The organism is Cryobacterium sp. TMT1-19 (assembly GCF_004403055.1).
In the GTDB taxonomy this organism is placed as follows: domain Bacteria; phylum Actinomycetota; class Actinomycetes; order Actinomycetales; family Microbacteriaceae; genus Cryobacterium; species Cryobacterium sandaracinum.
Window position 1 is genome coordinate 56934 of record NZ_SOHB01000032.1, and the last position, 25320, is coordinate 82253.

20 protein-coding genes and 2 tRNA genes are annotated in these 25320 nt (G+C 67.7%); 11 read left to right on the forward strand and 11 right to left on the reverse strand.

Going from position 1 to position 25320, the window contains the following annotated elements:
• The first annotated feature begins 7 nt into the window (after positions 1–7).
• Positions 8–1057 (forward strand): biotin/lipoate A/B protein ligase family protein, encoded by a 1050-nt coding sequence (locus E3T40_RS08515; protein ID WP_104170055.1) that lies wholly within the window; start codon positions 8–10, stop codon positions 1055–1057.
• A gap of 24 nt (positions 1058–1081) precedes the next feature.
• Here E3T40_RS08515 and E3T40_RS08520 read toward each other — a convergent pair whose 3' ends face one another.
• Entirely contained in the window at positions 1082–1414 is a 333-nt protein-coding gene (locus E3T40_RS08520) for a GNAT family N-acetyltransferase (protein ID WP_104099909.1), read from the reverse strand.
• 34 nt (positions 1415–1448) lie between these two features.
• Here E3T40_RS08520 and E3T40_RS08525 point away from each other — a divergent pair, with 34 nt between their 5' ends.
• Positions 1449–2429, forward strand: a complete 981-nt coding sequence (locus E3T40_RS08525; protein ID WP_134543136.1) for a site-specific DNA-methyltransferase — start codon at positions 1449–1451, stop codon at positions 2427–2429.
• The gene (locus E3T40_RS08530) at positions 2426–3352 is read left to right on the forward strand and encodes an LLM class F420-dependent oxidoreductase (protein ID WP_104170057.1); all 927 of its coding nucleotides are present in this window, start codon (positions 2426–2428) and stop codon (positions 3350–3352) included. The genes E3T40_RS08525 and E3T40_RS08530 overlap by 4 nt, the downstream gene beginning before the upstream one ends.
• Positions 3353–3471: 119 nt before the next feature.
• Here E3T40_RS08530 and E3T40_RS08535 read toward each other — a convergent pair whose 3' ends face one another.
• The 8 genes from E3T40_RS08535 to E3T40_RS08570 form a co-directional block, all read right to left on the reverse strand.
• A complete protein-coding gene (locus E3T40_RS08535; protein ID WP_104170058.1) occupies positions 3472–4500 on the reverse strand; it encodes a LacI family DNA-binding transcriptional regulator in 1029 nt (342 codons plus the stop codon).
• Between the two features lie 40 nt (positions 4501–4540).
• Positions 4541–5953 (reverse strand): GH1 family beta-glucosidase, encoded by a 1413-nt coding sequence (locus E3T40_RS08540; protein ID WP_134543137.1) that lies wholly within the window; start codon positions 5951–5953, stop codon positions 4541–4543.
• Positions 5954–5994: 41 nt separating this feature from the next.
• A complete protein-coding gene (locus E3T40_RS08545) occupies positions 5995–6837 on the reverse strand; it encodes a carbohydrate ABC transporter permease (RefSeq protein ID WP_104170059.1) in 843 nt (280 codons plus the stop codon).
• Positions 6834–7820: a carbohydrate ABC transporter permease gene (locus E3T40_RS08550; RefSeq protein ID WP_104099904.1), complete on the reverse strand. Its 987-nt coding sequence runs from the start codon at positions 7818–7820 to the stop codon at positions 6834–6836. Before E3T40_RS08550 ends, E3T40_RS08545 begins: the two co-directional genes overlap by 4 nt.
• A 113-nt stretch (positions 7821–7933) precedes the next feature.
• A complete protein-coding gene (locus tag E3T40_RS08555; RefSeq protein WP_134543138.1) occupies positions 7934–9211 on the reverse strand; it encodes an ABC transporter substrate-binding protein in 1278 nt (425 codons plus the stop codon).
• Positions 9212–9351: 140 nt separating this feature from the next.
• The gene (locus E3T40_RS08560) at positions 9352–12837 is read right to left on the reverse strand and encodes a hypothetical protein (RefSeq protein WP_134543139.1); all 3486 of its coding nucleotides are present in this window, start codon (positions 12835–12837) and stop codon (positions 9352–9354) included.
• Between the two features lie 205 nt (positions 12838–13042).
• Complete coding sequence (locus E3T40_RS08565; protein ID WP_104170062.1) at positions 13043–13723, reverse strand: NAD(P)H-binding protein; 681 nt, start codon at positions 13721–13723, stop codon at positions 13043–13045.
• Between the two features lie 164 nt (positions 13724–13887).
• The gene (locus E3T40_RS08570; RefSeq protein ID WP_241981718.1) at positions 13888–15666 is read right to left on the reverse strand and encodes an MDR family MFS transporter; all 1779 of its coding nucleotides are present in this window, start codon (positions 15664–15666) and stop codon (positions 13888–13890) included.
• A 149-nt stretch (positions 15667–15815) separates the two neighbouring features.
• Between E3T40_RS08570 and E3T40_RS08575 the strand changes: the two genes are divergently transcribed.
• Together E3T40_RS08575 and E3T40_RS08580 are read left to right on the forward strand one after the other, a co-directional pair.
• A complete protein-coding gene (locus E3T40_RS08575; RefSeq protein WP_241981719.1) occupies positions 15816–16616 on the forward strand; it encodes a M15 family metallopeptidase in 801 nt (266 codons plus the stop codon).
• Between the two features lie 155 nt (positions 16617–16771).
• Complete coding sequence (locus E3T40_RS08580; protein ID WP_104170064.1) at positions 16772–17482, forward strand: amidase domain-containing protein; 711 nt, start codon at positions 16772–16774, stop codon at positions 17480–17482.
• 83 nt (positions 17483–17565) lie between these two features.
• On the opposite strand, the gene pgm is transcribed toward E3T40_RS08580, so the two are convergent.
• Positions 17566–19182 (reverse strand): phosphoglucomutase (alpha-D-glucose-1,6-bisphosphate-dependent), encoded by a 1617-nt coding sequence (gene pgm / locus E3T40_RS08585; RefSeq protein WP_104170065.1) that lies wholly within the window; start codon positions 19180–19182, stop codon positions 17566–17568.
• A 36-nt stretch (positions 19183–19218) separates the two neighbouring features.
• Here pgm and pheA point away from each other — a divergent pair, with 36 nt between their 5' ends.
• Entirely contained in the window at positions 19219–20160 is a 942-nt protein-coding gene (pheA, locus tag E3T40_RS08590; protein ID WP_104170066.1) for a prephenate dehydratase, read from the forward strand.
• Between the two features lie 75 nt (positions 20161–20235).
• Here pheA and E3T40_RS08595 read toward each other — a convergent pair whose 3' ends face one another.
• Positions 20236–21231 carry a diacylglycerol kinase family protein gene (locus tag E3T40_RS08595; RefSeq protein ID WP_134543140.1) on the reverse strand — a complete coding sequence of 332 codons (996 nt, stop codon included), beginning with the start codon at positions 21229–21231 and terminating at the stop codon, positions 20236–20238.
• 48 nt (positions 21232–21279) lie between these two features.
• On the opposite strand from E3T40_RS08595, the gene serS reads away from it, so the two are divergent.
• From serS to E3T40_RS08620, 5 genes are all read left to right on the forward strand, one after another.
• Positions 21280–22548 carry a serine--tRNA ligase gene (gene serS / locus E3T40_RS08600; RefSeq protein WP_104170068.1) on the forward strand — a complete coding sequence of 423 codons (1269 nt, stop codon included), beginning with the start codon at positions 21280–21282 and terminating at the stop codon, positions 22546–22548.
• Positions 22545–23357 carry an HAD family hydrolase gene (locus E3T40_RS08605; protein ID WP_104170069.1) on the forward strand — a complete coding sequence of 271 codons (813 nt, stop codon included), beginning with the start codon at positions 22545–22547 and terminating at the stop codon, positions 23355–23357. Before serS ends, E3T40_RS08605 begins: the two co-directional genes overlap by 4 nt.
• 121 nt (positions 23358–23478) lie before the next feature.
• A tRNA-Ser gene (locus E3T40_RS08610) sits at positions 23479–23563 on the forward strand.
• Positions 23564–23604: 41 nt separating this feature from the next.
• Positions 23605–24849 (forward strand): LCP family protein, encoded by a 1245-nt coding sequence (locus E3T40_RS08615; RefSeq protein WP_104194375.1) that lies wholly within the window; start codon positions 23605–23607, stop codon positions 24847–24849.
• Positions 24850–24938: 89 nt separating this feature from the next.
• Positions 24939–25029, forward strand: a tRNA-Ser gene (locus E3T40_RS08620).
• Positions 25030–25320: the final 291 nt, after the last annotated feature.

Genomic DNA, 25320 nt, shown 5'->3' on the forward strand with positions numbered 1-25320 from the left:
TGGCGTCATGCACGGTGAATATAAAGTTCCAGGCGGCAAGCTCGTCGTCGTCGATCTCGATGTCGTCGACAACACGATCGTCGACTTCCGGCTGGCCGGTGATTTCTTCCTCGAACCCGATAGTGCGCTCGGCGACATCAACGCGGCCGTGAACGGCCTGTCCGCCGACAGCGACGCGGTCAGCATCGCCGCCGCAGTGCGCGCCGCGCTCCCGGCTCATGCCACGCTGCTCGGGTTCTCGCCCGAATCGGTGGCGGTGGCCATCCGTCGCTCCCTCGCCCAGGCCAGCGGCTGGCGCGACTACGAGTGGCAGCTGATCCACACCAAGGCTGTCGCTCCCGTCATGCAGATGGCGCTTGACGAGGTGCTCGCGATCGAGGTCGGCGAGGGGCGCCGCAACCCCACGCTGCGGATCTGGGAATGGACGGAGCCGGCCGTCGTCATCGGCAGCTTCCAGTCCCTGAAGAACGAGGTCGACCCGGTCCAGGCCGCCAAGCACGGCTTCACCGTCGTGCGCCGGATCAGCGGCGGCGGCGCCATGTTCATGGAAGCCGGCTCGGTCATCACCTACTCGATCTACGCACCGACCGACCTCGTTCAGGGCATGACGTTCGCTGACTCCTATGCATTCCTCGACGAGTGGGTGCTCACGGCGCTCAAATCCCTCGGCATCGACGCTTACTACCAGCCGCTGAACGACATCACGAGCCCCAAGGGCAAGATCGGCGGGGCCGCGCAGAAACGTCTCGGCAGCGGCGCCGTGCTGCACCACGTCACCATGAGCTACGACATGGACGGCGACAAGATGGTGCAGGTGCTCCGCATCGGCCGGGAGAAACTCAGCGACAAGGGCATCACGAGCGCCGCGAAGCGCGTCGACCCGCTGCGCAGCCAGACCGGCCTCAGCCGGGATGCGATCATCGACCGGATGAAGGCGACCTTCACCGGGCTCTATGGCGCCGTCGCCGGTGAGATCACCGAAGCGGAATATGCCAGGGCGACCGAGCTGGTAGAGACCAAGTTCGGCACCGAGGAGTGGATCGGGCGGGTTCCCTAGGCCACGGGGCCGTCAATACGCGGGCTACCGTCCGCGCGTGAGCAGGTCCTGGTACTCGGCGTGCAGGTCGATCCAGCGCACAACGTAGGGGCACACCGGCACGACCGTGAGCGTGGTGCGGGTGCGAACATCGTCGAGCGCCTGCTCGACGAGGATGCCCGCCAGCCCTTCGCCCCGGTGCGCCGGGTCCACCTCGACGTGGGTGAACAGCACATCCTGGCCGGCGACCTCGTAGTCGGCGAAGCCCACGGTGGTGCCGGCGAGCTCGAGCGTGTACCGGGCCAGGGCCGGTTCGTGGCGGAATACGACCGAGTCGGATTCCCCGGTCGTTTCCGGGGATGCTGCATCTGGTGTCATCCCCTCAGCGTAGGCTGCCTGACACAATGAAGGAATGCCGATCGCGTGGTCTCCCTCCTCCCCCAGCCGTGTCGTCCACGCGAACAACCTCGAGGTTCTGCCGCAGCTGCCCGACGCGGCCTTCACGCTGATCTACCTGGACCCGCCGTTCAACACGGGGCGCAAGCAGAACCGGCAGACCACGACGTCGGTGCGCGCACCGGCGAGCCCGGTATCCGTCGCCCTGGGTGCGGACGCCGCGGGCATCATCACTGGTTTCAAGGGCCAGCGGTACGAGCGGATCAAGGGTGACCTGCTCGGCTACGACGACCAGTTCGAGGACTATTGGGCCTTCCTCGAGCCGCGCCTGATCGAGGCCTGGCGCCTCCTGTCCGATGACGGCACCCTCTACCTGCACCTCGATTACCGCGAGGCGCACTATGCCAAGGTGTTGCTCGACGCCCTCTTCGGCCGGGACTGCTTCCTGAACGAGCTGATCTGGGCCTACGATTACGGCGCGAAGTCGAAGAACCGCTGGCCGACCAAGCACGACACGATCCTGGTCTACGTGAAGAACCCGGCCCGGTACTACTTCGACTCGACCACGGTCGACCGCGAGCCCTATATGGCGCCCGGTCTGGTCACCCCCGAGAAGGTCGCGAAGGGCAAGCTGCCGACGGATGTCTGGTGGCACACGATCGTGTCGCCCACCGGCAAGGAAAAGACCGGTTATCCCACCCAGAAGCCCGTCGGCATCCTGCGCCGTATGATCCAGGCGTCCAGCCGCGAGGGGGACTGGGTGCTCGACTTCTTCGCCGGCAGCGGCACGACGGGCGCGGTTGCCGCGGCCCTCGGCCGCCGCTTCGTGCTGGTGGACCAGAACCCCGAGTCGATCCAGGTCATGCGCACGCGCTTCGCGCTGCTGCCCGCGGTGGAGTTCCTGCCCGGCGGATTCGAGCCGGCCGTGCCGGAGCCGGCCGTGCCGGCGCTGTTCGATTTCGGCGCCGACCGGCCCGAGGCAAGACTGGGAGCATGAGACTTCGCATTTTCACCGAACCGCAGCAGGGTGCCTCCTACGACGACATCCTCGCCGTGGCCCAGGCCACGGAGACGCTCGGCTTCGACGCGTTCTTCCGCTCCGACCACTACCTCGCGATGGGAGACACGGCTCCCGTGCTGCCGGGGCCGACGGATGCCTGGACCACCCTGGCGGGCCTCGCCCGGGAGACCCGGCGCATCCGCCTGGGCACTTTGGTCTCGTCGGTGACCTACCGTCCGCCGGGGATCCTCGCGATCCAGGTGGCGCAGGTCGACCAGATGTCGGGCGGGCGGGTCGAGCTCGGCCTCGGCACCGGCTGGTTCGAGCAGGAACACCTGGCCTACGGCATCCCGTTCCCGGCCAGGCGGTTCGGCATGCTCGAGGAGCAGCTGGAGATCGTGACCGGGCTCTGGGAGACCCCGGTCGGCGACCGCTACAGCTTCGCCGGCGAGCATTACACGCTCGTCGACTCGCCCGCCCTGCCCAAGCCAGTGCAGGCCCGCATCCCGGTGATCGTGGGCGGTGGCGGCGCCAGGCGTACCCCGGCCCTGGCTGCCCGCTTCGCCACCGAGTTCAACCTGCCGTTCCCGGATTTCGCGGATGTCCCGGCCAAGTTCGCCGGCGTGCGCGCTGCATGCGCGGCCATCGGTCGCGATCCCCGTGAGCTGGTGTACTCGGCGGCGCTGATCGCCGTCGCGGGCGCGAACGAGGCAGACTTCATTCGCCGGGCCGCGGCCGTGGGCCGGGAACCGGCCGAGCTGCGGGCGCACGGCGTGGCCGGCACGGCGTCCGAGGTCGTGGACCGCCTCGGCGCCCTCGCCCACGACGGGGTCGAGTGCGTCTACCTGCAGATCATGGACCTGTCCGACCTCGGCCACTTGGACTTCATCGCCCGCGAGGTCATGCCTCAGCTGGCCTGACCGCCCTGCCCGTCCTGCCCGTCCCGCCGGTATTGCCGGTGCGCGGGTGCTGCGCCGCTACGCTGCCGGCGCGCCACGCGCGCAACGGCGCAGCACCCGCACCGGGGAAGCCGCGCGTGTCACGCCGACTCGCGTAGTACCAAACGGGTCGGCATGAGGGTGCGGTGCGGCATGCTCTCGTCGGCGGCGAGCCGGCGCAGCAGAATGTCCGCCATCGCGTAGCCCATTTCCTCGGAGGGCTGGCTCACCGTGGTCAGCGGCACCGGGCCGCTCGTCGCGGCCGGGCTGTCGTCGAACCCGACGATGGCCACGTCGCCGGGCACAGAGCGGCCGAGCTCACGCAGCACATCCACCGCCCCGGTGGCCATCAGGTCGCTCGCCACGAAGAGGCCGTCGATGTCGGGGCACCGCTCCAGCAGCCGGCGGGTGGCTGCCGCGCCACCGGCGGCCGTGAAGTCGGCGAGTTCGACGGCATCCGCGGGCAGCCCGGCCCGCTCCAGCGTGCGCTCGAACCCGGTGAGGCGGTCGATGCCGGCCGGCATGTCCACCGCGCCGGCGATCGAGCCGATGCGGCGGCGCCCGATGTCGACGAGGTGCTGGGTGCCCGTCTCGGCACCCGCCGCGTTGTCGACGTCAACGAAGTAGGCGGCGAGGTTGTCCGCGTTCGACGGCCGGCCGCCGAAGACCACCGGCATGGTCTTGTCGAGTTCGGCCACGAAGTCGTCGCCGGTGTGGTGCGAGATGATGAGCGCCCCGTCGACGTTGCCCGAGCGCAGGTAGCGCAGAGTCTTGTGCCGTGGGTCGCTCGACGCAACGAGCAGGTTGAGCGTGTAATCACTTTGGTCGAGTCGGCGGGTGATGCCCTGCACGACCGCGGCGAAGTAGGGGTCACCGAAGAACCGGGTCATATCCTCAGGCACGACCAGGGCCACGGCCTCGGTCTGCCGGCTCGCGAGCGAGCGGGCCGCCCGGTTCGGAACATAGTTGAGCTTGTTGATGGCCTCCGTCACCGAGGCGACGATCTCTGGGCTGACCCTGGTGGACCCGTTCACGACCCGGCTCACGGTGGCCCGGGAAACCCCGGCCACCTCGGCCACCATTTCCAGGGTGGGCTGCGAAGGACGGACCTGGCGCACACTCGTTATCATGACGCCATTATATTTTGCCCGCATCCCTCGCGGTTCCGGTTCAGGAGAGGGCGCGGTTGCGGATGATCTCGGCGTAAGAACGTCCGCTGTCCTTGACGGTGCGCTCCTGGGTCTCGTAATCGACCCGCACGATGCCGAAGCGCTTCTCGTAGCCCCAGGCCCACTCGTAGTTGTCCATCAGCGACCAGTAGAAGTAGCCCTTGACGTCGACTCCCTCATCGATCGCGTCGAGGATGGCGCCCAGGTGGTCGGTCAGGAATACGGTGCGCCGGGCATCCGGAACACTGCCGTCCGCGGCGACGACGTCGTCGAACGCCGCGCCGTTCTCGGTGACGTAGAGGCTCGTGCCGGTCGGGGCGGCGTAGTCGGTGTTCACGCGAACGAGCAGTTCGCGTAGCCCGTCGGGCTGCACCTCCCACTCCATGGCGGTCAGCGGCAGCCCCTGCGGGTGGTCGTAGACGCCGTCGGCCGCCGGGAACGGCGACCGGGTGAGGCGGTCGGTCGGGGCCTGGGCGAGCAACGGATGTTCGGCCGGGCGATCACTGACCATGTCGCCGTGGTAATAGTTCACGCCGAGGGTGTCGATCGGCTGGTTGATCTGGGCCAGGTCTCCCTCGTGGATGAAATCGGTCAGCCCGTACTCGGCCACGTCCTGGAGCACATCCTCCGGGTAGAAGCCGCGGAAGACCGGGTCGAGGAAGATCCGGTTGAACTGCCCGTCGATGCGGCGCGCGGCATCCACGTCGCCCGCATGCGTCGGATCGACCGGCTTGGCGACGGTGAGGTTGAGCGTGATGCCGAGCTCGAGCTTCGAGTCGCGTTCGCGCAGCGCCTCGACGGCGAGGCCGTGCCCCAGGAGCAGGTGGTGTGCGGCGGCCAGGCCGTCCCGGGGGCTCTGGCGCCCGGGCGCGTGGGCGCCGGCGGTGTAGCTGAGGAAGGAGGAGCACCACGGCTCGTTGAGAGTGGTCCACACGCCCACGCGGTCGCCGAGGGTGTCGTGCACGGTGAGGGCGTAGTCCCGGAAGCGTGCGGCGGTGTCGCGGTTGGTCCAGCCACCCTTCTCCTCGAGGGCCTGCGGCAGGTCCCAGTGGTAGAGGGTCAACCACGGCGTGATGCCGGCGCCGAGGAGCTCGTCGACCAGGCGGGAGTAGAAGTCCACGCCCTTCGGGTTGACCGGCCCACCGTCGGGACGCACCCGGGCCCAGGAGGTGGAGAAGCGGTAGGTCTGCAGCCCCAGGTCCTTCATCAGGGCGACGTCGCCCTGATAGCGGTGGTAGTGGTCGCAGGCGACGTCGCCGTTGTCGGCCTTGAGGACAGCACCCGGCACGCGGCTGAACGTGTCCCAGATGGAATCCGTGCGGCCGTCCTCATGGGCGGCGCCCTCGATCTGGTAGGCGGCCGTCGCCGCCCCGAAGAGGAACTCGGGCGGGAAGGGACGAACGTGTGAGGTCATACCAATATTCTCGGTGATTGTTTCGAGTGTTCCGAACGAGGTCATCCCTTGACCGCGCCCTGCATGATTCCGGCCACGAGCTGCTTACCCAGGAAGATGAAGACCAGGATCAGCGGGATGATCGAGAGCACCACGCCGGCCAGCACGAGCGAGTAGTCGACGTAGAAGGCGGCCTGCAGCTGCTGCAGTGCAACCGGGAGGGTCGGGTTGCCGGGGCCGAGCACGATGAACGGCCAGAAGAAGTTGGTCCAGGTGCCGATGAACGTGAACAGGGCGAGCATCGCCGCGGCCGGGCGGGCGGCCGGGAGACCGATGTGCCAGAAGCTGCGGATCATCGACGCTCCGTCCATGCGCACCGCCTCGATCAGCTCGTCGGGCAGTGCGTCGCGCAGGTACTGGGTCATCCAGAACACGCCGAACGCGGTCACCATGGCGGGCGCGATGACGGCCCAGAGGCTGCCGGTCCAGCCGAGCCTTGACATGACGATGAACAGGGGCACGACGCCGAGCTGGGTCGGCACGGCCATGGTCGCGATCACGAAGATGAGCAGACCTTCCCGGCCGCGGAACTTCAGCTTGGCGAAGGCGTAGCCGGCGAGCGTCGAGAACATCACGACGCTGAGCGACACCACGGACGACACGATGATGCTGTTGCCGAGCGCCGTCCAGAACGGGATGCTGTCGATGACCGTGGCCGCGTTGGCGATGAAGTTACCGCCCGGGATCCACATCATCCCGTTCTGGTTCAACGCGGAGGCATCCTGGCTGCCGATCAGGAACGACCACCAGATCGGGAAGGCCGAGCCGAGGAGAACCGCGATCAGGATGCCGTAGACCCAGAGGGACGGCCGACGGTCGTGCCCGCCGATGATGGTCTTGCTCATGAGATGCCTTTCGCGCGGACGCGCAGCTTGCGGTCGCCGGTGCCCGCGATGCGACGGGTGATGAGGAAGTTGATGACAGCGATGAGGATGATGATCAGGAACAGGAGCCAGGCCACGGCGGACGCCCGGCCGAAGTTGCGCTGGTTCCAGCCGAGTTCGTAGATGTACAGGGTGAGCGTCTGCCACTGGCGACTGGCTCCGCCCTGGCCGACGTTGTCGAACATGCGTGCCTCGTCGAAGATCTGCAGCCCGCCGATCGTCGAGGTCAGGATGACGAAGATGATGATCGGTCGCAGCAGTGGCAGGGTGATCGACCCGAAGGTGCGCCAGCGGTTGGCGCCGTCGATGATGGCGGCCTCGTAGTAATCGCGCGGGACGGCCTGCATGGCGGCGAGGAAGATAAGGGCGTTGTAACCGGTCCAGCGGAAGTTCACCATTGTGGCGATGGCGAGGTGGCTGGGGATCACGTCGACGTGCCAGCGCACTGGCTCGAGGCCCAGGCTCATGATCGCGCTGTTGATCAAGCCGAACTTGTCGCCGAAGAGGTCGTTGAAGATGAGTGCGACGGCGACCGGGGCCACGACGTAGGGGAGGAGCACGCCCATGCGCCAGAAGGTCTTTCCGCGCAGGTTGAAGTCGAGCACGGCGGCGATGCCGAGCGCAACGATGATCTGGGGGATGCTCGAGAGCAGGAAGATGCTGAAGGTGTTGCGCAGGGAGTTCCAGAAGTATCCCTGGCTCAGCACCGTGACGAAGTTCTCCAGGCCGACGAAGTCGCCCTGGCCGCCGATGAGGTTCCAGTCGTGCACCGACACCCACGCCGTGTACAGCAGCGGGAAGAGGCCCATGACGGCGAAGACGAGGAAGAAGGGGGAGATGTAGAGGTAGGGCGAGAAGCGCACATCCCAGCGGCTCAGTGTGTGGCTGAGGGCGATGCGGCGGATGCTGCGGGCATTCACCTCGACAGCGGCAACGGTAGTCATGAAAGTCCTTCGGTGGTTGAGCTTGTCGAGGCCCGGGTGAGCCGGTCGAGACCGGGGTCGGGCCGGCCGGGACCAGGTGGTCTCGACAGGCCCGACCGGCGGGGTGGTGCTGGTTAGCCGAGCGACTCGACGTCGGTGACCCACTGAGCCCACGACTCGTCAGCCGTCATGGTGCCGTCTTCGACGCGGGTGAGCGCCTGCTGCATGGCGTCGTTGATCGCGAAGTAGAACTCGCCCTTGTACGGGGTCACGTCGACAGCGGCGGCGCGGTTGGCAAGGATCTCACCGGTCGGCGCGTTGTTGAAGAACTCGTTCGTGGCGCCGAGGAGTTTGTCGCTCTCGAGGGCTTCGAGCTGGCTCGGAAACGTGCCCTTGGACGCGAACGCCTTGAGCTGCTGCTCCGGGGCGGTCAGCCAGGAAGCGAGTTTCTGGGCCTCGGCCTGGTTCTTGGATTGCTCGGGAACGGTCAGGTACGAGCCGCCCCAGTTGCCGCCGCCGCCGGGGAACGTGTCGGCGATGTCCCAGCCGGCGACGCCTTCAGCGTTGCCGGAGATCACGCCGAGCATCCAGCCCGGGCAGAGCATCGTGGCGAAGCCGTCGTTCTGGAAGCTGGCGGTCCAGTCGTCGCTCCACTGTCCGAGGTGCGCGGACAGCGTGCTGCTGGCCTCGAGCACGCTCGTGTAGGCCTTCTTCACCTCCGGGTTCCCGGTGGCGATGATGGTGCCGTCTTCTTCTTCATAGGCGTTGGGGATCTGGTTGACGACGCCCTGCCAGGTGGCTCCGGCAGAGTCGAACCACGGCACGTTCGTGCCGGCAGCAGCGAACTTCTCACCGGCTGCGTAGTAGCTCTCCCAGCTGGTGCCGAGGAGTGCGGCGACCTCGGCGCGGTCGGTCGGAAGACCGGCGGCGGCGAACAGGTCGGAGCGGTAGCAGACGGCTTCCGGACCGATGTCGGTGCCGTAGGCGATCAGGCGGCCGTCGGCATCCGTCGCGGCCTCGGTCTTCCAGTCGAGCCAGCGCTCGTCGACGTCGTCAGAGGCGAGGTCGATGAACTGGTCGGAGTATTGGAGCAGTTCCGGCAGCCAGTCGACCTCGATGGCCTCGATGTCGCTCAGGCCGCTGCCTGCGGCGAGACGGGTCGTGAGGTTGTCGCGGGCCTCGTTGGAGGTGGCGGCCTTCTTGTGCGTGATGGTGACGTTCGGGTTGGCCTTCTCGTACTCGGCGAACAGGTCGTCATAGCCGAATTCGTTGAACGTCGCGACGGTCAGTTTGACGTTTTCGTCGGTCGACTGCTCTCCGCCGGCGTTCGCTGAACAACCGGATAGAACCAGTGCGAAGGATGCTGCTCCGGCGACTGTTACTGCAAGTGTGGTGCGCGGGAAACGCTTCACGGTCACTCCCTTGTGTGCGTGCTGATGGGTGGATGCAAGGCCGCTCTCATGGTGCCGTGAGAGCGCTCTCACGTGGTGGTGCTTACGTTAGTGCGCGCATCGATGGTTTGTCAAGAGAGCGCTCTCTCCTGGCGCGGCGGTCAGAGTCCGTCGTGGTCCGGTACGGTCACCGTGAGGGAGCGCACCCGGCCGTCGCGGCGGAAGACGCTCGCGCTCACGTCGGCGTCGAGCGTGCCGCCAGGACCGGGCACCTGGGCGCCGTCGGTGAGGTGCGCGACCATCTCGAGCGTGCCGCCGCGGTGGAACACGACCGGGACCTGACAGAACGTGAACGCGAGCGTGTCCGCGGGCAGCTCGACGCTGTGCTGCTCGCCGAGGACATCCCGGTAGGCGAACGTGCCGGGAACCGTGGTCCACTCGCCGGCCCGCAGCAGGGTGGGCCGCAAACGGATGCGACCGTCTTCGACCCGCAGGCCGAGCTCGCCCAGGCGGGTGAGCACCTCCTCCTTGACCTGCCCGGTCATCCCCGGCTGCCGGGCGCCCTGGCCGGCGGGCGTGTGCGAGTAAGGATCGGTGGGGAACGCACCGTAGGTGAGCGGATCCTTGCGGTAGCCGATGCCGGCACGCACGTCCTCGTACGCCGCCATCAGCCCCTGGATCGAAGTTTCATCCGCCTGCTCGGCGACGGCCCGGTCGAGTGTCTCCTGCACCGCGAGCAGCAGCTTCGCGACCATGTGCCAGTAGATGCTGCCGAGGCCCTCATAGGCGAAGAACGAGCCGGAGCGCCCGGTGAATTCCGCATGCCGGAAGACTTCCTCGAAGATGGTGAGCAGTTCGGCCCGGTCCTGTTCCACGGCGCCCTGCAGCGCCGGGTCGGCGCTGAGCCGGTCGAGCGCCTCCGAAACGCCCCTGGCGTTTCGGATGTGGGCGGCGAAGTGCAGGTCGCCCTGAACATCGCGCACAACGATGCTGCGGTCGCCGGCAGCGATGAGGCGCAGGGCGAGAGGGCAGTCGGCGGCCCGTGCCGCACTGAAGGTGTTGCGGGCGAGGAAGGACGAAAGGTCCTTGTCGGGATAGAGGATGTAGCTGTGCTGGTCGGCGCGGTACAGCCGGCTCGTGCGCAGGGCACCGAGCAGGTCCAGCGTCTCTTCCGGGCCGAGCAGGCCGGAGGAAAGGATGGCGACCTGGCCCTCGAGCATCTCCGCGAGCCGTCGCACATCGGCCCCATCGTCCCCGAACTCCAGCACGTTGTAGGAGTGCACGAGCCCGTCGTCCCGCCGGTTGGCGTGCAGGCCGGACTCGATGAAGCGTCGAGCCAGATCGAGCAGTTCGGCGACGTCTCCCGCGGCGACCGTCGACCGCTCCCCACCGAACCCGGCGTAGACCCGCTCGCGATAGGCGGTCCCTGCCTCGCCCAGGCCGTCCATCACGGCCCGGCGGCGAGTGGAATCGAACCCGCCGGCCAGGCCATCCGCATGCTCGAAGAGCACGTCGCGCACCGCGGTGAGCAGTCCGGTGAGCTCGCTCGAGAGCTCGACGTCGACGGTCAGGAGGTCCTGCACGAAGACGAGGTAGCGGCGCAGATAGGCGAGGGTGACCACCGACAGGCCACGGCCGACGAGCGCGTTGTTGGCGTCGTTCCATTCCGGGCGCTGGGTCGTCATCCAGATGCCGCCGTCCGGCACCAGATTGACGAGCTTGGCCAGCAGGAGCAGCAGTACCTTCTCGGCCAGCGTTACCCGCACGAGGTCGCCGTCGGCACCGTGCACGAGCCGACCGTCCGAGCCCTCCTCGGCGACCCGCCGCGTGATCGTGCGCTGCCGCTCGTCGTCGAAGGTGATGGTGTTGTACGGGTCCGTGAGGATGTCCGCATAGGCGGCGATCCGGTACGGCACGTCGGCGTGGGTGAAGGCCGCCCGGTTGATGAGCGCGTCGAGGCGCCCCGGGTGGAAGCGGCGGGAGGTCTCGAGCAACTTGAGCAGGTAGATGATCTGGTGGTCGCTCCAGTAACCGATGTTGGCCCAGGGGTCTTCGGGCTCGGGGACCTCCCAGTCGATGCCCTCGCGAGAGATCCGGTACGGGTTGTAGCCGTCGGCGGTCGTGGCGTCAAGGAAGATCGTGACCATCGACTCCACGAATTCGGGGAATGACCAGGCCAGCGCCTCCCAGTTCTGGAAGATGTCCCGCCAGTTGCCTTGGTATTCCAGGCGACGGATGCCGCTCTCGTCTTTCAGAACGATCCGGAACTGATTCCACGGCCGGCTCGGATCGCCGTGCCGGCGGCTGAACGTGAGCGGCAGGTATTCCGTGGCGAGGCGCCACAGGTCTACGTCGCCGTGCTCCTGGGTGATGGCGATGAGTTCGTCGGCGCGCAGCCGCTCGGGCAGCGCCGCCAGCACGCCGGCGCAGCGCTGGGCGGTCGACTGACTCCGCTGCATGATGAACGCCCGCACGTCGCTCGACTCCACCGTGTAGCCCTCGGCCGGAACGCCGCCGCGCATCGTGTTGAAAAGCACGTTGGCGGTGTGGTGGATGGTCGCGAGCTCGTCGCCGCTGTGCTGCGCGGCGTCGGTGGCCGCGAGGATCGTCTCCAGGTCGGACCGGGTGCCGACGATGTCGGCCGCGAGCTCCTCGGCGAGCCCGGCAGGATCTCGCAGCTTCTCGCGCAGGGCGACGACATCGGCCGCGTCCTGGTTGACGTCGGCGACGATCTGCCAGCGCTGCGTGCTTCCGGGGGCCAGCGTGATCCGCGCGTGCACGAGGTAAGCGCCGCGCTGGCCGCGGACATCCGTCTCGGCGGTGATGCCCCGGCCCCGGGCGAAGGCAGCCACCTGGCTGATCGAGAGCAGGTACTCGGCGTTGCCCAGCCCGACCTGCCAGGCCACGTTGGCCTGCAGCGACTCGCTGGGCTCGGCGAGGTCGGAGAGCGTCGCGTTCAGTGTCAGCAGCCCGAGGCCCGTCGAAGAGTCGAGTTCGGCCCGCTTGTAGGCGTCCAGCAGCACGCTCAGCTCGTTCTGCGTCTTCTTGAGGGCTCCGGCGGGAAGGATGTTCACCAGGCCGTCGAGGAGGTCGACGTCGAGCGTTTCGCCGAACGAGGTCAGGGCGCAGCTGCGCACGACGCCGAAGCGGGCACTCGTCTGCCAGGTCACGCGCAGGCGCAGGCCGAGATCCGGGCGGGTCTCCTCGAAGACCAGGGTGGTGCCGAGGGCGTCCTTGTACAGCGTGCGCTGCACGGCCTGATCGCCGGGACGCACCTCCGCGAACGGCTGCCAGTGAATCCCGGTCCCGTCGGGGCGTCGAACGAGCAGCACGCTGAGCCCACCGGTTCGGCCGCCGCTCTCGGTGACCTTGTCGTCGGTGTAATACGGGAACAGGGCCCGATCGGCGTCGACCCGTCCTGCCGTCAGGCCGCCCGTGCTCGAGATGAAGAGCCAGACGTTGCTTGCGCCGACGAGGGTCATGAAGAACGGCGGCATCTGGTCGTAGGCCTCGATCCGGTAGAACCGGCGTCCGTCCAGATCGACCGGTCCGCCCCGGACGGTGCCCTCCGCAGGGTCAGTGCCCTCTGCGGGGTCGAACGGCATCTCGCCCCGGACGGTGGGCTGAATGATGGTCTCGAGGGGCATGCGATCCTCCATTGAATTCACTCCGGCGGATGTTCCGGCCGGCGAATGCTCCACCATCTCACTGATGAGAGCGCTCTCACAGACTGCCAGACATCTACCGCGCATTCAAGCGCCGGCCCTCCGCGGTGTTGTGCGGAGGGCCGGCGCTGGGTCGGCTGAAGGTGCACCGGGTCGACCGGCGGGGGCCCGCCTGGCGGCCGAAGCCTTAGGCGAACGCGGCTACGGCGACAGCGACGGGTTCGTCGCCGGAGACCAGGTGCAGCACCCGGCGCTCGGCGGCGCCGGTCTCGATGAGTGCGGCCAGCACGGCCGCGACGTCCGCGCGGGGCACAGTCGCGCGATCTTCCGGCAGGCCGGGGCCGGCCGGGTTCAGGCGCACCAGTCCGGTTCCTGCGTCGTCGACGAGGCCGCCGGGGCGAACGATCGTCCAGGCCAGGGACCGAGCGATCAGGTCTTCTTCGGCCGCCAGTTTGGCCTGCAGGTAGCCCAGGAAGTCCGCCGGGACATCCGCCGGGGTCTGACCGTCCCGCACCTTCTCGGTGCCGGTCGACGAGATCTGGATGAAGCGCGCCACGCCGGCGGACTCGGCCGCGTCGGCCAGTCGCACGGAGCCGCCGAAGTCGACGGCCTGACGGCGCTCCTCGCTGCCGTCGGCTCCGGCGCCCGCGGCGAACACCGCGACGTCGGCACCGGCCAAGAGGTGCGCCACCTCGGCCGATGAGGTCTTTTCGAGGTCGATCACCACCGGAACGGCTCCGTCAGCGACGAGATCCGCCCTCTGTTCCTCCGAGCGGATCAGCCCGAGGACCTCGTGGCCATTCTTCGTGAGCTCCCGCGTGAGCTGCCGAGCGATTTTTCCATGTCCACCTGCAATAACAATGCGCATTACCGGTACAACGCCCCGACGGCCCCCACAATTCCCCACGCCCGGACCGGGCCATCCGTGACTGCGCGCCCTGTGCGCATTCGACGGAGATTTTGCCACAAAGTGACGATTTGAGGCCTAAACGGGGCGGTAGGAGCAAAATCTCCGTCGAATTCGTTCGGGTGCTAGCGGGGCTGGGTGCGGGCCTCGCGCTCGAACTCGTCGACGTCGATCCCCGGCTCGACCAGGGCGCCCATCCTGTCGGCGGCCCGCTGCGCGTCCCGGGTCAGCTCGGCCTGCGCGGTCAGCTCGGCCGCGTTTTCGTTCGCGGCCTCCTGCAGGGCGGAGGTGTTGCGCAGCGGCGGCGCCGTGAGGAAGAAGCTCAGTACGAATGCGACCAGCACGACGGCCAGGCTCACCCAGAAGACGGTGACGGATGCGTCGTTGAAGCCGACGAGGAACGGCTCCGCGAGCCGCGGGTCGGCCGTGTTGAGGAACGAGGTGTCGCCGTCGAGGGCGCCGCCCACGCTGCCCGGGTTGGCCAACAGTGCCAGGATGCCGGTGTTCGCCGGGTCGGCCTGCACGGCCGGGTCCGTTGCAGCGTCCCTGACCCCGGAGACGATGGTCGGGTTGTCGAAGGCCGCGCCGATCGTGTCGGGGATGCGGGTGAACAGCACCGAAAAGAGCACGGCGGTGCCGAGCGTGCCGCCGATCTGGCGGAAAAACGTCGAGGCGGATGTGGCCACGCCGATATCCCGAGGGCCGACCGAATTCTGGCTGGCGATGGTGAGCGTCTGCATCAGCTGGCCGAGGCCGAGGCCGATCAGGAGCATCCCGGCCATCATGAATCCGACCGGCTTGTCGGCGGTGGCGAATGTGAAGAGCAGGAAGCCTGCCGACATGAAGGCAGTGCCGATGGTGGGGAACATCTTGTAGCGCCCGGTACGGGCGATCAGCTGGCCGCTCACAATGGAGGAGATCATCAGGCCCGCGATCATCGGCAGCATCAGGAAGCCGCTCTCCGTCGGGGTGGCCCCGTTCACGAGCTGCAGGTAGAGCGGCACCGTCATCATGGCGCCGAACATGCCGAAGCCGACGAAGACGCCCAGGATGGTCGCCATCCTGAACGTGGACGAACGGAACAGTTTCAGCGGGATGAGCGCGTCGTCGCCCATCAGCCGCTCGGCGAGGATGAAGGCCGCGATGCTGAAGAGTCCGATCACGTAGCAGGCGATCGAGGGGATCGAACCCCAGCCCCAGGTGCGGCCCTGCTCGGCCACGAGCAGCAGCGGCGCGGCAGCAAGGATCACGCTCACCGCTCCCCACCAGTCGATGCGAACGGGCCGGGCGAAGTGGGGAACGTGTAGAAACTTCAGCACGATTGCGAGGGCGATGATGCCGATCGGGAGGTTGATCAGGAAGACCCACCGCCAGCCCGTGATTCCGAGGATCGTGTCCGAGCCCGACAGGACGCCGCCGATGAGCGGGCCGATCACGCTGGAGACCCCGAAGACGGCCAGGAAGTACCCCTGGTATTTCGCCCGCTCCCGGGGTGCCAGCATGTCGCCCATGATCGTCAGGGGGAGAGCCATCAGGCCGCCGGCGCCGAGCCCCTGGATGGCCCGGAAGATCGCGAGCTCGTACATCGAGTTTGCCAGGCCGGCCAGGAGCGAGCCGATGAGGAAGATCGTGATCGCGATCAGGAACAGCGGGCGGCGCCCGAAAATGTCGCTGAGTTTGCCGTAGATCGGCGTGCTGATGCACGACACGATCAGGTAGGCGGTCGTCACCCAGGCCTGCAGCGCCATGCCGTCGAGGTCGTCGGCGATGGTGCGCATCGATGTTCCGACAATGGTCTGATCGAGGGCGGAGAGGAACATTCCGGCCATCAGTCCGAAGATGACGAAGAGAATCTGCCGGTGGGACATCAGCGGCGGGGCGGCGAGAGAGGGAGAAGTTTGCATTGTGCGCAAAGTTACACGATGGGCAAACAATCTTCAAGCGGCTGCGGGCCGTCGGAGGCTGGGGGAGCCCGCTCCGGTCTAGGCTCAGCATCGTGTGGGCAGATCGGGCAGTGGGGGTCGCGCATCCGTTCCGGCGGAGGCGTATCGTCGTGCTGTCCATCGTCATCTCTGGACTCGCCGCCGGTGCGGTGGCGGCCGGAGCCCTGACCGGGGAAACCGCGCCGCCCGTCGTCGGTTCCGCCGTCGCTCCGACGCTGATTGCCCGTGCCGAACCGAGCGCCACCCCCACCCCGCCTCGGGCCGCCCCGACAGGTTCCCCGGAGCCGGCCGTGATGCCTACCTTTGACCGTTTCGCCCGCTCACTCGACGACCCGGCGAGCCTCTGGGTCGTCGTTGACAAGACCCGCCCGCTAAACCCCTTCGACTACGCTCCGACCGACCTCGTCGACGTCCCGGTGGCTCACGTCTGGAGCCCGCAACTTCGCCGGGAGGCGTCGGACGCAACCGTGGCCCTGTTCTCCGCGTTCGAGGCGGAGACCGGGCTGAAGCTGCAGTCCCACAGCGCCTACCGGAGCTTCGCGGCCCAGGTGATGGTCTACGACGCGGATGTCGCCGCGAACGGACAGGCGTTCGCCGACACCAGCACGGCCCGGCCGGGAACCAGCGAGCACCAGACCGGTCTGGCCATCGACATCAGCGCACTGCCCGGGATCTGTTCGCTGGATGCCTGCTTCGGCGACACCCCACAGGGGCAGTGGCTTGCCGGGAATGCCTGGCGTTTCGGGTTCCTGCTGCGCTACCCGGCCGACAAGGTGGCCATCACCGGCTACGGCTACGAGCCCTGGCACTTCCGCTACATCGGAACGGAACTGGCCACGGAGATGCACGCCACCGGCACCGCCACCCTCGAGGAGTTTTTCGGGCTCCCGGCGGCTCCCGGCTACCACTGATCCCGTTCCCCGATCCCGTTTCCTGATCGGCGCAGGGCCGGTGTGTCGTCCACCCGGGCATTTCCCGGATAAGTGTGATTATCTAGAAACCGTCCCCCGAACGGGGCGTGTCTGCCACACCCCCCCGGTGGCACCCCGAACGAAGAGAGAAATCTGTGGTTCTGACCCGACGCTTCCGCATCGTCGCTGCCGTACTCGTTCTGGGCGGCCTCGTGGCCGGAACGGCCGCCGTGGCCGGGGTGACTGGGGACGAACCCGTCGTCTCGGCGACTCCGACCCCGGCTGCTGACTCCACGCAAACCGCGCCGAAGGCCGATGCGGCCGAGTCTGACGCGACGGCCCCAGATCGGGTCGCCCCCGCGGAGGCCGCAGAGCCGGTTCCCATCGACGCCCAGGTGCAGGCGCAGGTGAGTTACATGCTCGCCCACTGGACCGACTACAACACGGATGACTACGGCGTCATCACCGACAACGACTGCGTCAATTTCACCAGCCAATCCCTGATCGAGCGGGGCTGGACCATGGACGACCAATGGTACGCAGAGGGAACCGGCTCCGACTTCGACACCTCGTCACCGTGGATCAGCTCAACCGCGTTCCGGGACTACGTCGCGCAGTCCGGCCGCGCCACCGCCCTGACGGATGACCAGCGCGACCAGGTCAAGCTCGGCGACGTCGCGCAGTTCGACTGGGACAACTCCGGGGACCGCGACCACACCGGGGTCGTCACCCGGATCGAGGGGTCGGGCGACGACATCCAGATCTACTATGCCGGCCACACCGACGACACCGACTTCCGGTCGGTCGACTACGCGATCACCGAGAAGCACCCGGGCGCCACGGCGTACTACTGGAGCATTCCCTAGGAACCGAAGCACTCCCTACTGCTGATCTCCGGTCCCGACAGGCTCGACCGCCGCGGTGGTCAAGCCGGTCCGGATCAGACGCGTCAGGCGATGGCGCCGTCGACGATGGCCTTTGCCTCGATCTGCACCTGCTTCAGGTGTTCCGGGCCCGTGAAGGACTCGGCATAGATCTTGTAAACGTCCTCGGTGCCACTCGGCCGGGCCGCGAACCAGGCGTTCTCGGTGACGACTTTGACGCCGCCGATTGCCGCACCGTTGCCGGGAGCGTGACTCATCTTGGCGATGATCTTCTCACCGGCGAGTTCGGTGGCCGTGATGGCGGCTCCGTCGAGCTTGGACAGCTGCGCCTTCTGGGCGGGCGTCGCGGCCGCGTCCACGCGAGCGTAGGCCGGGTCGCCGAAGTGCTCGGCCAGCTCGGCATAGCGTTGGCTGGGCGTCTTGCCGGTCACGGCAAGAATCTCCGAGGCGAGCAGGGCCAGCAGGATGCCGTCCTTATCGGTGGTCCAGACGGTTCCGTCGAAGCGCACGAAGCTGGCGCCGGCGCTCTCCTCGCCGCCGAAGGCGACCGAGCCGTCGATCAGGCCCGGAACGAACCACTTGAATCCGACCGGCACCTCCCAGAGGTCGCGGCCGAGGAAACCCGCGACGCGGTCGATCATGGTGGAGGAGACGAGCGTCTTGCCGATCGCGGCATCCGCCCGCCAGCCTTCGCGGTGGCTGTACAGGTAGTCGATGGCCACGGCCAGGAAGTGGTTCGGGTTCATCAGCCCGCCGTCGGGGGTGACGATACCGTGCCGGTCGGCGTCGGCGTCGTTGCCGGTGACGATGTCGAACTCGTCCTTGTGGGCGGCGACGGATGCCATCACGGACGGGCTCGACGGATCCATTCGGATCTTGCCGTCCCAGTCCAGGGTCATGAAGCGCCAGGTGGGGTCGACGTGGGGGTTGATCACGGTCAGGTTGAGCTCGTAGCGGTCGCGAATCGCACCCCAGTAGCCCACGCTCGCGCCGCCGAGCGGGTCGGCTCCGATACGAATGCCGCTGGCCTTGATGGCGGCCATGTCGATGATGTTCTCAAGGTCATTCACGTACCCACCGCGGAAGTCGTAGGTCTCGACTGCGTTGGGCTCGCTTTTTTTGACATCATTGAGCCCGGCGGCGATGAGTTCGTTGGCCCGGGCGGCGATCCACGAGGTGGCGTCGCTGTCGGCCGGTCCGCCGTGCGGCGGGTTGTATTTGAAGCCGCCGTCGGAGGGCGGGTTGTGGCTCGGGGTGACCACGATCCCATCGGCCTCGTCGCTGTTCCCGGCCCGGTTGTAGGCCAGGATCGCGTGCGAGAGGGCCGGAGTAGGCACATAGTCGTCGAACTCGTCGACCAGCACGCGCACGCCGTTCGCGACGAGCACTTCGAGGGCGGTCGTATAGGCTGGCGCGCTCAGGGCGTGCGGGTCGGTGCCGATGAAGAGCGGCCCGGTGATGCCCTGCATGGCGCGGAATTCAACGATCGCCTGCGTGGTCGCGATAATGTGGTCTTCATTGAAGGCCGTGTTGAGGGAGCTCCCTCGGTGACCGGAGGTGCCGAAGGCCACTCGCTGGCCGGGCACCGTGACATCCGGTTTCAGGTCGTAGTACGCCTTCACCAGCGCTTCGACATCGACAAGGTCAGATTCCAGGGCCGCTGTGCCCGCGCGTTCGTTCATGGTGTCCAGTCTTGCACTGCAACTAGGCTGATCTGCATGTCCGAGTCGCGCAATGTCAGCTACAGCTTCCTCGGGCCGACGGGCACCTTCACCGAGACAGCCCTCACCCAGGTCGTCGAAGCCCAGGGCAAGCCGTGGCGGGCCGTGAACAATGTCGGCGAGGCGTTCGACGACGTCGTGTCCGGCCGCAGTGTGGCCGCGATGATCGCGATCGAGAACTCCGTCGACGGTGGCGTGTCCGCCACGCAGGATGCCCTCGCGAGCGTGCCCGACCTGCGCATCATCGGCGAGTACCTGGTTTCGGTGAACTTCGTCCTGGTGGCTCGCCCGGGCACCGCGCTGGCCGATGTGAAGACCATCAACGCGCATCCGGTCGCCTATGCGCAGTGCCGCCGCTGGCTGGCATCCAATCTGCCGCACCACGGCCACCTTCCGGCGTCGAGCAACGTGGCCGCCGCCGCGTCGCTGGTCGAATCAGGGCAGGCGGATGCCGCCATCGCCCCGCCCGGCATCGAGAAGCACCACGATGTGGTCGTGCTCGCCCGCAGTATCGGCGACAATGCCAACGCGGTCACCCGCTTCGTGCTCGTCAGCCGAACCACCACCGTGCCGCCCCGCACTGGCGCCGACAAGACCAGCCTGATCGTGGAGCTGCCCGAAGACCGCTCAGGCGCCCTGCTCGAGATGCTCGAGCAGTTCGCCACCCGGGGCGTCAACCTCAGCCTGATCCAGTCGCGCCCCATCGGCGACGCCCTGGGGCGCTACCGGTTCGTGATCGACGCCGACGGTCATATCCACGACGAACGCGTGGCCGACGCGCTGCTCGGCCTGCGCCGGTTCAGCCCCCAGGTGATCTTCCTCGGCTCGTACCCGCGGGCCGACAAGCAGCCGATCGAGTTCACCTCGCGCTACAACGACAACGTCTTCATCGGTGCGCGCGCCTGGCTGCGCGGCCTGCTCGGCGAGCCCGCGGTCTGACGGTCCCACCAGACCAGACCAGCCCAGCCCAGCCCAGCCCGGCCCAGCCCGGCCCAGCCCAGCCCAGCCCAGCCCTCAGGCCGCGACGGGAACCCGCAGGACGAGGGCGGCAGGGTCGGTGCGCAGGGACACCGAGCGCACCGGGCCGAGCGCGTCGCCGTCCACCTCGAACTCCTGCGCCTCGACCAGCACGATCCGGATATCGGCGGCGTGCAGCGTCGTCATCACCCGTGCAGTGGTCGATTCGGTTCGCTCGATGATACGACGCCCGGCCGCCGAGCGGCGCAGAACGCCGTTCTCCCACGTCACCCGGCGCCAGATTGTGAGCCAGCCGAGCACGCCCTTGGGCTGCAGCATGGCGATGTCGAGGATGCCGTCGTCGAGGCGGGCATCCGGCAGAATCTGGATATTTCCCGGCAGCAGGCCGCAATTGCCGATCAGGATGGTGCTCACGTGCGCCGGCCGGTGCGGGCGCCCGTTCAGGCTGTACCGGATCTGGAACGGCTTGACCCGGGGGAGCACGCGCGCCACGGCGTCGACGTAGGCCAGCCAGCCCACCGCCCGCTTCAGTTCGGGCCGCGTGCTCACGACCATCTGGGCGTCGATGCCGATGCCCGCCATCACGAGGAAGACGTGGTCGGCCAGGGCGCCGTCGTCGGTGCGCACGGATGCCACACCCACGTCGATCGGCTTGTTTCCGCCCGTGAAGGCAACCATGGTGGCCTCGTCAAGGTTCGACAGCGGCAGGCCCAGGTTGCGGGCCAGCAGATTGCCGGTGCCGAGGGGCACGATGGCCAGGGGCACACCGGAGCCACGGAGCACGTCGGCGATCGCGCGAATCGTGCCGTCGCCGCCCGCCACGAGCACCAGGGACGCACCCTGCGCCAGGGCGAGCCGGACGGCCTGCCTGCCGGCGTCGTCCGCGGCGGTCGGGAGCCAGAGCGAGCCGGCCCAGCCCGACGCGGTCTCCGCGCGGGCCACGCTCGCCCGCAGGCGGTCCAGGTCGACTTTGGTGGGGTTGTAGACGATTGCCGCCCGCCGAACAACTGTCGCTTGATCGGGAGTATCCACGCGGTAAGGCTAGCAAGGTGCCGGACCATGCGCTTGTAGACTAATTCGGTGATTGATCCTGTGCTGCTGCGAGAGAATCCTGACCTTATCAAGCGTTCGCAGAAAGCGCGCGGTGCGTCGGTCGAGGCGGTCGACGACGCGCTCGCCGCCGACGCGGAGCGTCGCGCCACTATCCGGGCGTTTGAGGCGCTGCGTGCCGCCCAGAACCAGTTCGGCAAGCAGGTGGCCTCCGCGCCTCCCGCGGAGAAGAAGGCCCTCGTCGCCCAGGCGCAGAGCCTCGCTGCCGACGTCAAGTCCGCCGCGGCCGCCTCGGGCGAGGCCGAGGCGCTGTTCACCGCGGTCGTGCGCACCCTCGCGAACCCCGTCATCGACGGCGTACCGGCCGGCGGTGAAGAGAACTTCGTCACCCTCCGCACCCACGGCGCCGTGCCCGCCTTCGACTTCGAGCCGCGCGACCACCTCGAGCTGGGCGAACTGCTCGGCGCCATCGACATGGCCCGAGGGGCCAAGGTGTCCGGCGCCCGGTTCTACTTCCTGCGCGGCATCGGCGCCCGCCTCGAGATCGCGCTGATGAACATGGCGCTCGACCGGGCGCTGGCGGCCGGCTTCATCCCCCTGATCACGCCCACCCTGGTGCGGCCCGAGATCATGGACGGCACCGGGTTCCTCGGCGAGCACGCCGACGAGGTCTACTTCCTCCCCGCCGACGACCTTTACCTCACCGGCACCAGCGAGGTCGCGCTCGCCGGCTACCACTCGGACGAGATCCTGGACCTGTCCGGCGGACCGCTCCGCTACGCCGGCTGGTCCACTTGCTACCGGCGCGAGGCCGGTTCGGGCGGCAAGGACACCCGCGGCATCATCCGGGTGCACCAGTTCAACAAGCTGGAGATGTTCACCTACGTGCTGCCGGAGAATGCCGAGGCCGAGCACGACCGCCTCGTCGCCCTGCAGGAGGACATGCTCCAGGCGCTCGGCCTCAGCTACCGCGTCATCGACGTGGCCGCCGGCGACCTCGGCTCCAGCGCCGCCCGCAAGTTCGACATCGAGGCGTGGGTCCCCACCCAGAACGCCTACCGCGAACTGACCAGCACGAGCAACTGCACGACCTACCAGGCGCGCCGGCTCGATATCCGTTACCGCACTGAGTCGGGGAAGACCGCGCCGGTCGCGACCCTCAACGGCACCCTGGCGACGACCCGCTGGATTGTGGCCCTGCTCGAAACGCACCAACAGGCGGATGGCTCGGTACTCATCCCCGAGGCGCTGCGCCCCTGGCTGGGCGGCCTCGACGTCATTCGGCCGGTGGGCGCATGACGACGCCGACGGATGCCCCCTGGCTGGTGGCCCTCGACATCGACGGCACCACCATGCACGAGAACGGCACGATCAGCGACGGCGTCCTCGACCAGGTGCGGCGGCTCGCCGCGGCCGGTCATGAGGTCATGCTCGCCACCGGGCGCTCGTCCGCCACCACGCTCCCCGTGCTCGAGCGCCTGGACATCACCCCGCGCTTCGTGGTCTGCTCGAACGGTGCGATCACCCTGCACCGCGACCCGGCTTCCCCCGCCGGGTACCGGCGCGAATGGGTCGAGACCTTCGATCCGACCGATGTGTTGCTGCAGATCCGCTCGCACCTGGTCGGTGCCAGGTATGCCGTCGAAGACGAGCGCGGCTTCTACCGCTACACGGAGCCGTTCCCGGATGCCACGATCGGGCTGGATAGCGAGCACGTCGAGTTCGACGATCTGCTGCGCCAGGACGCCACCCGGGTGGTCGTCATCTCGCCTGACCACGATATGGAGGATTTTCTTCAGATCGTCGACCGGATGGGGCTGAACCGGGTGAGCTACGCGATCGGCTGGACTGCCTGGCTCGATATCGCCCCCGACGGCGTGAACAAGGCCACCGCCATGGAGCGGGTGCGCGCCGAGTTCGGGATTCCGCGGAGCCGCGTGATGGCCGTCGGCGACGGGCGCAACGACATCGAGATGCTGCAGTGGGCGTCGGTTCAGGGTCGGGGAGTGGCCATGGGGCAGGCTCCGCACGAGGTGCTCGCGGCGGCCGGCGAGATTACCGGCGCCGTTCACGAAGATGGGCTCGCGCTCGTTCTAAGCAGCCTTTAGGCGGTGCCCAGCCCGCTGCCAGCATCCTCTGGCACTGTGGTGAGTCTGCAAGCGGCTAGAATCGGTCGGTATTCGATAGTCCGCGACCGCGTGTTCCACCAGCGCCGCGGGCAGCGAACCGGGAGGGCTGTCCGAGCGGCCGATGGAGCCAGTCTTGAAAACTGGTGGGCAGAGATGTCTCGTGGGTTCGAATCCCACGCCCTCCGCACCTCGATTCTGCACGGCCTGCACTAACGAAGGGACCTGAGTGAGCGACGAATTACGCCCCCGCTCGACACGATCGAAGAAGCTCAGTACCATCGCCCGCCATGGCCGGCTGCGCCGCTCCAACCCGTTCGTGACCTTGGCCAAGGTGCTCGCCGCGTCACTGGCCGTGCTGCTCGTGAGTGGCGCATCCGTCGCCGCGATCGCGACCTACGATGTCGCGTCGAGTGTGCAGGAGAGCGTGCCCCTGGCCAACGAGACCGAGGGTCCCGCCCCCAAGATTGATGCGATCCCGGGCGGCGTGAACCTGCTGATTGTCGGCAGCGACAGCCGAAAGGGGCAGGATGCCTCGTTCGGGCCGGAGGATTCCACCGGCGACCTCAACGATGTCACCATGCTGCTGCACATCTCCGAAGACCACACCAACGCCTCCGTGATCAGCTTCCCCCGGGACATGTATGTTCCCATCCCCGAGTGCCCGGACCCTGCCGGCGGCACCTTCGACGCGATGAGCAGCCAGAAAATCAACACCACGCTCACCTACGGTGGCCTGGCTTGCACCGTGCTCACGGTCGAGAAGCTCACCGGTTTGAGCATCCCCTATGCGGCAGAGGTGCAGTTCGACGGCGTCATGGCCATGTCGACGGCCGTCGGCGGCGTGCCGGTCTGTGTCGCCGAAGACATCGAAGACGAGTACACGAACACCTACCTTCCGGCCGGAATGCACACGCTCGAGGGTCTGGAGGCGCTGCAGTTCCTGCGCACCCGCCACGGCGTCGGCGACGGCAGCGACCTGACGCGGATCAGCAACCAGCAGGTGTTCCTGTCCTCCCTCGTGCGAACCGTGAAGAGTGCGTCCACACTCTCCGATCCCGTCAAGGTGTACTCGCTGGCCAAGGCCGTCACGGCCAACATGAACCTGTCCACGAGTCTCAACGACGTCTCCACCCTGGCGTCGATCGCCGTGGCCCTGAAGGACATCGACCTCAGCAAGGTGGTCTTCGTGCAGGCCCCGACCGGCAATGTTGACGGCGGCGTGGAACCGATCCAGCCGGACTTCGACGACCTGTTCACCGCCGTCGAAGATGACGACTCGCTCCAACTGGCCGAAGACCCGGCTGCGGAGGACCCGGCTGCGATCCCGGATCCCGATGCCACGACCGATCCGGCCGCACCGGTCCCGGATCCGGCCGCGACGCCCCCGACCGCAGTGCTTTCCGATTCAGTCCAGGGCCAGACCGCCGGAGACGTCACCTGCTCTGCAGGCCGGTCGCTCGAGGACCAGTAGCCTCCGGGCGGCGCCCGCAGTCCTTGGTTCGTGCGGATGCCGTCAATACCGTTATGCTTATCTACGTGTGTTTGCGCTGCAGACACCAAGGAGACGTCGCATAGTACGGCTTAGTGCACCACCCTGCTAAGGTGGAGTACCCTTCACGGGGTACCGTGGGTTCAAATCCCACCGTCTCCGCGCTTCTCGTTCCTCCGCATCCCGGTTTTTCTCACTGGGTGCGGGGGTTTTTCTGTCCCGGAACGCACCTGTGACTTGATTCCGGAGGCTCTAACCAACGTCCGTGTCTGAGCCATTTGGTGACCCGATCCCGAAAAATCACGCCAACGTTGGTTGAGCCTGTCGAGCCCCCAACCGGTTCCCTCCCCCAGACCGCCAGGTGCGGGTGGGGTCGTAGCAGTAGGGTGCCCGGACTTGGGGTGTGCCCCGGATCATGCGGATGTTCCAGCCCGAGGTGTCGATGCTGTGGTG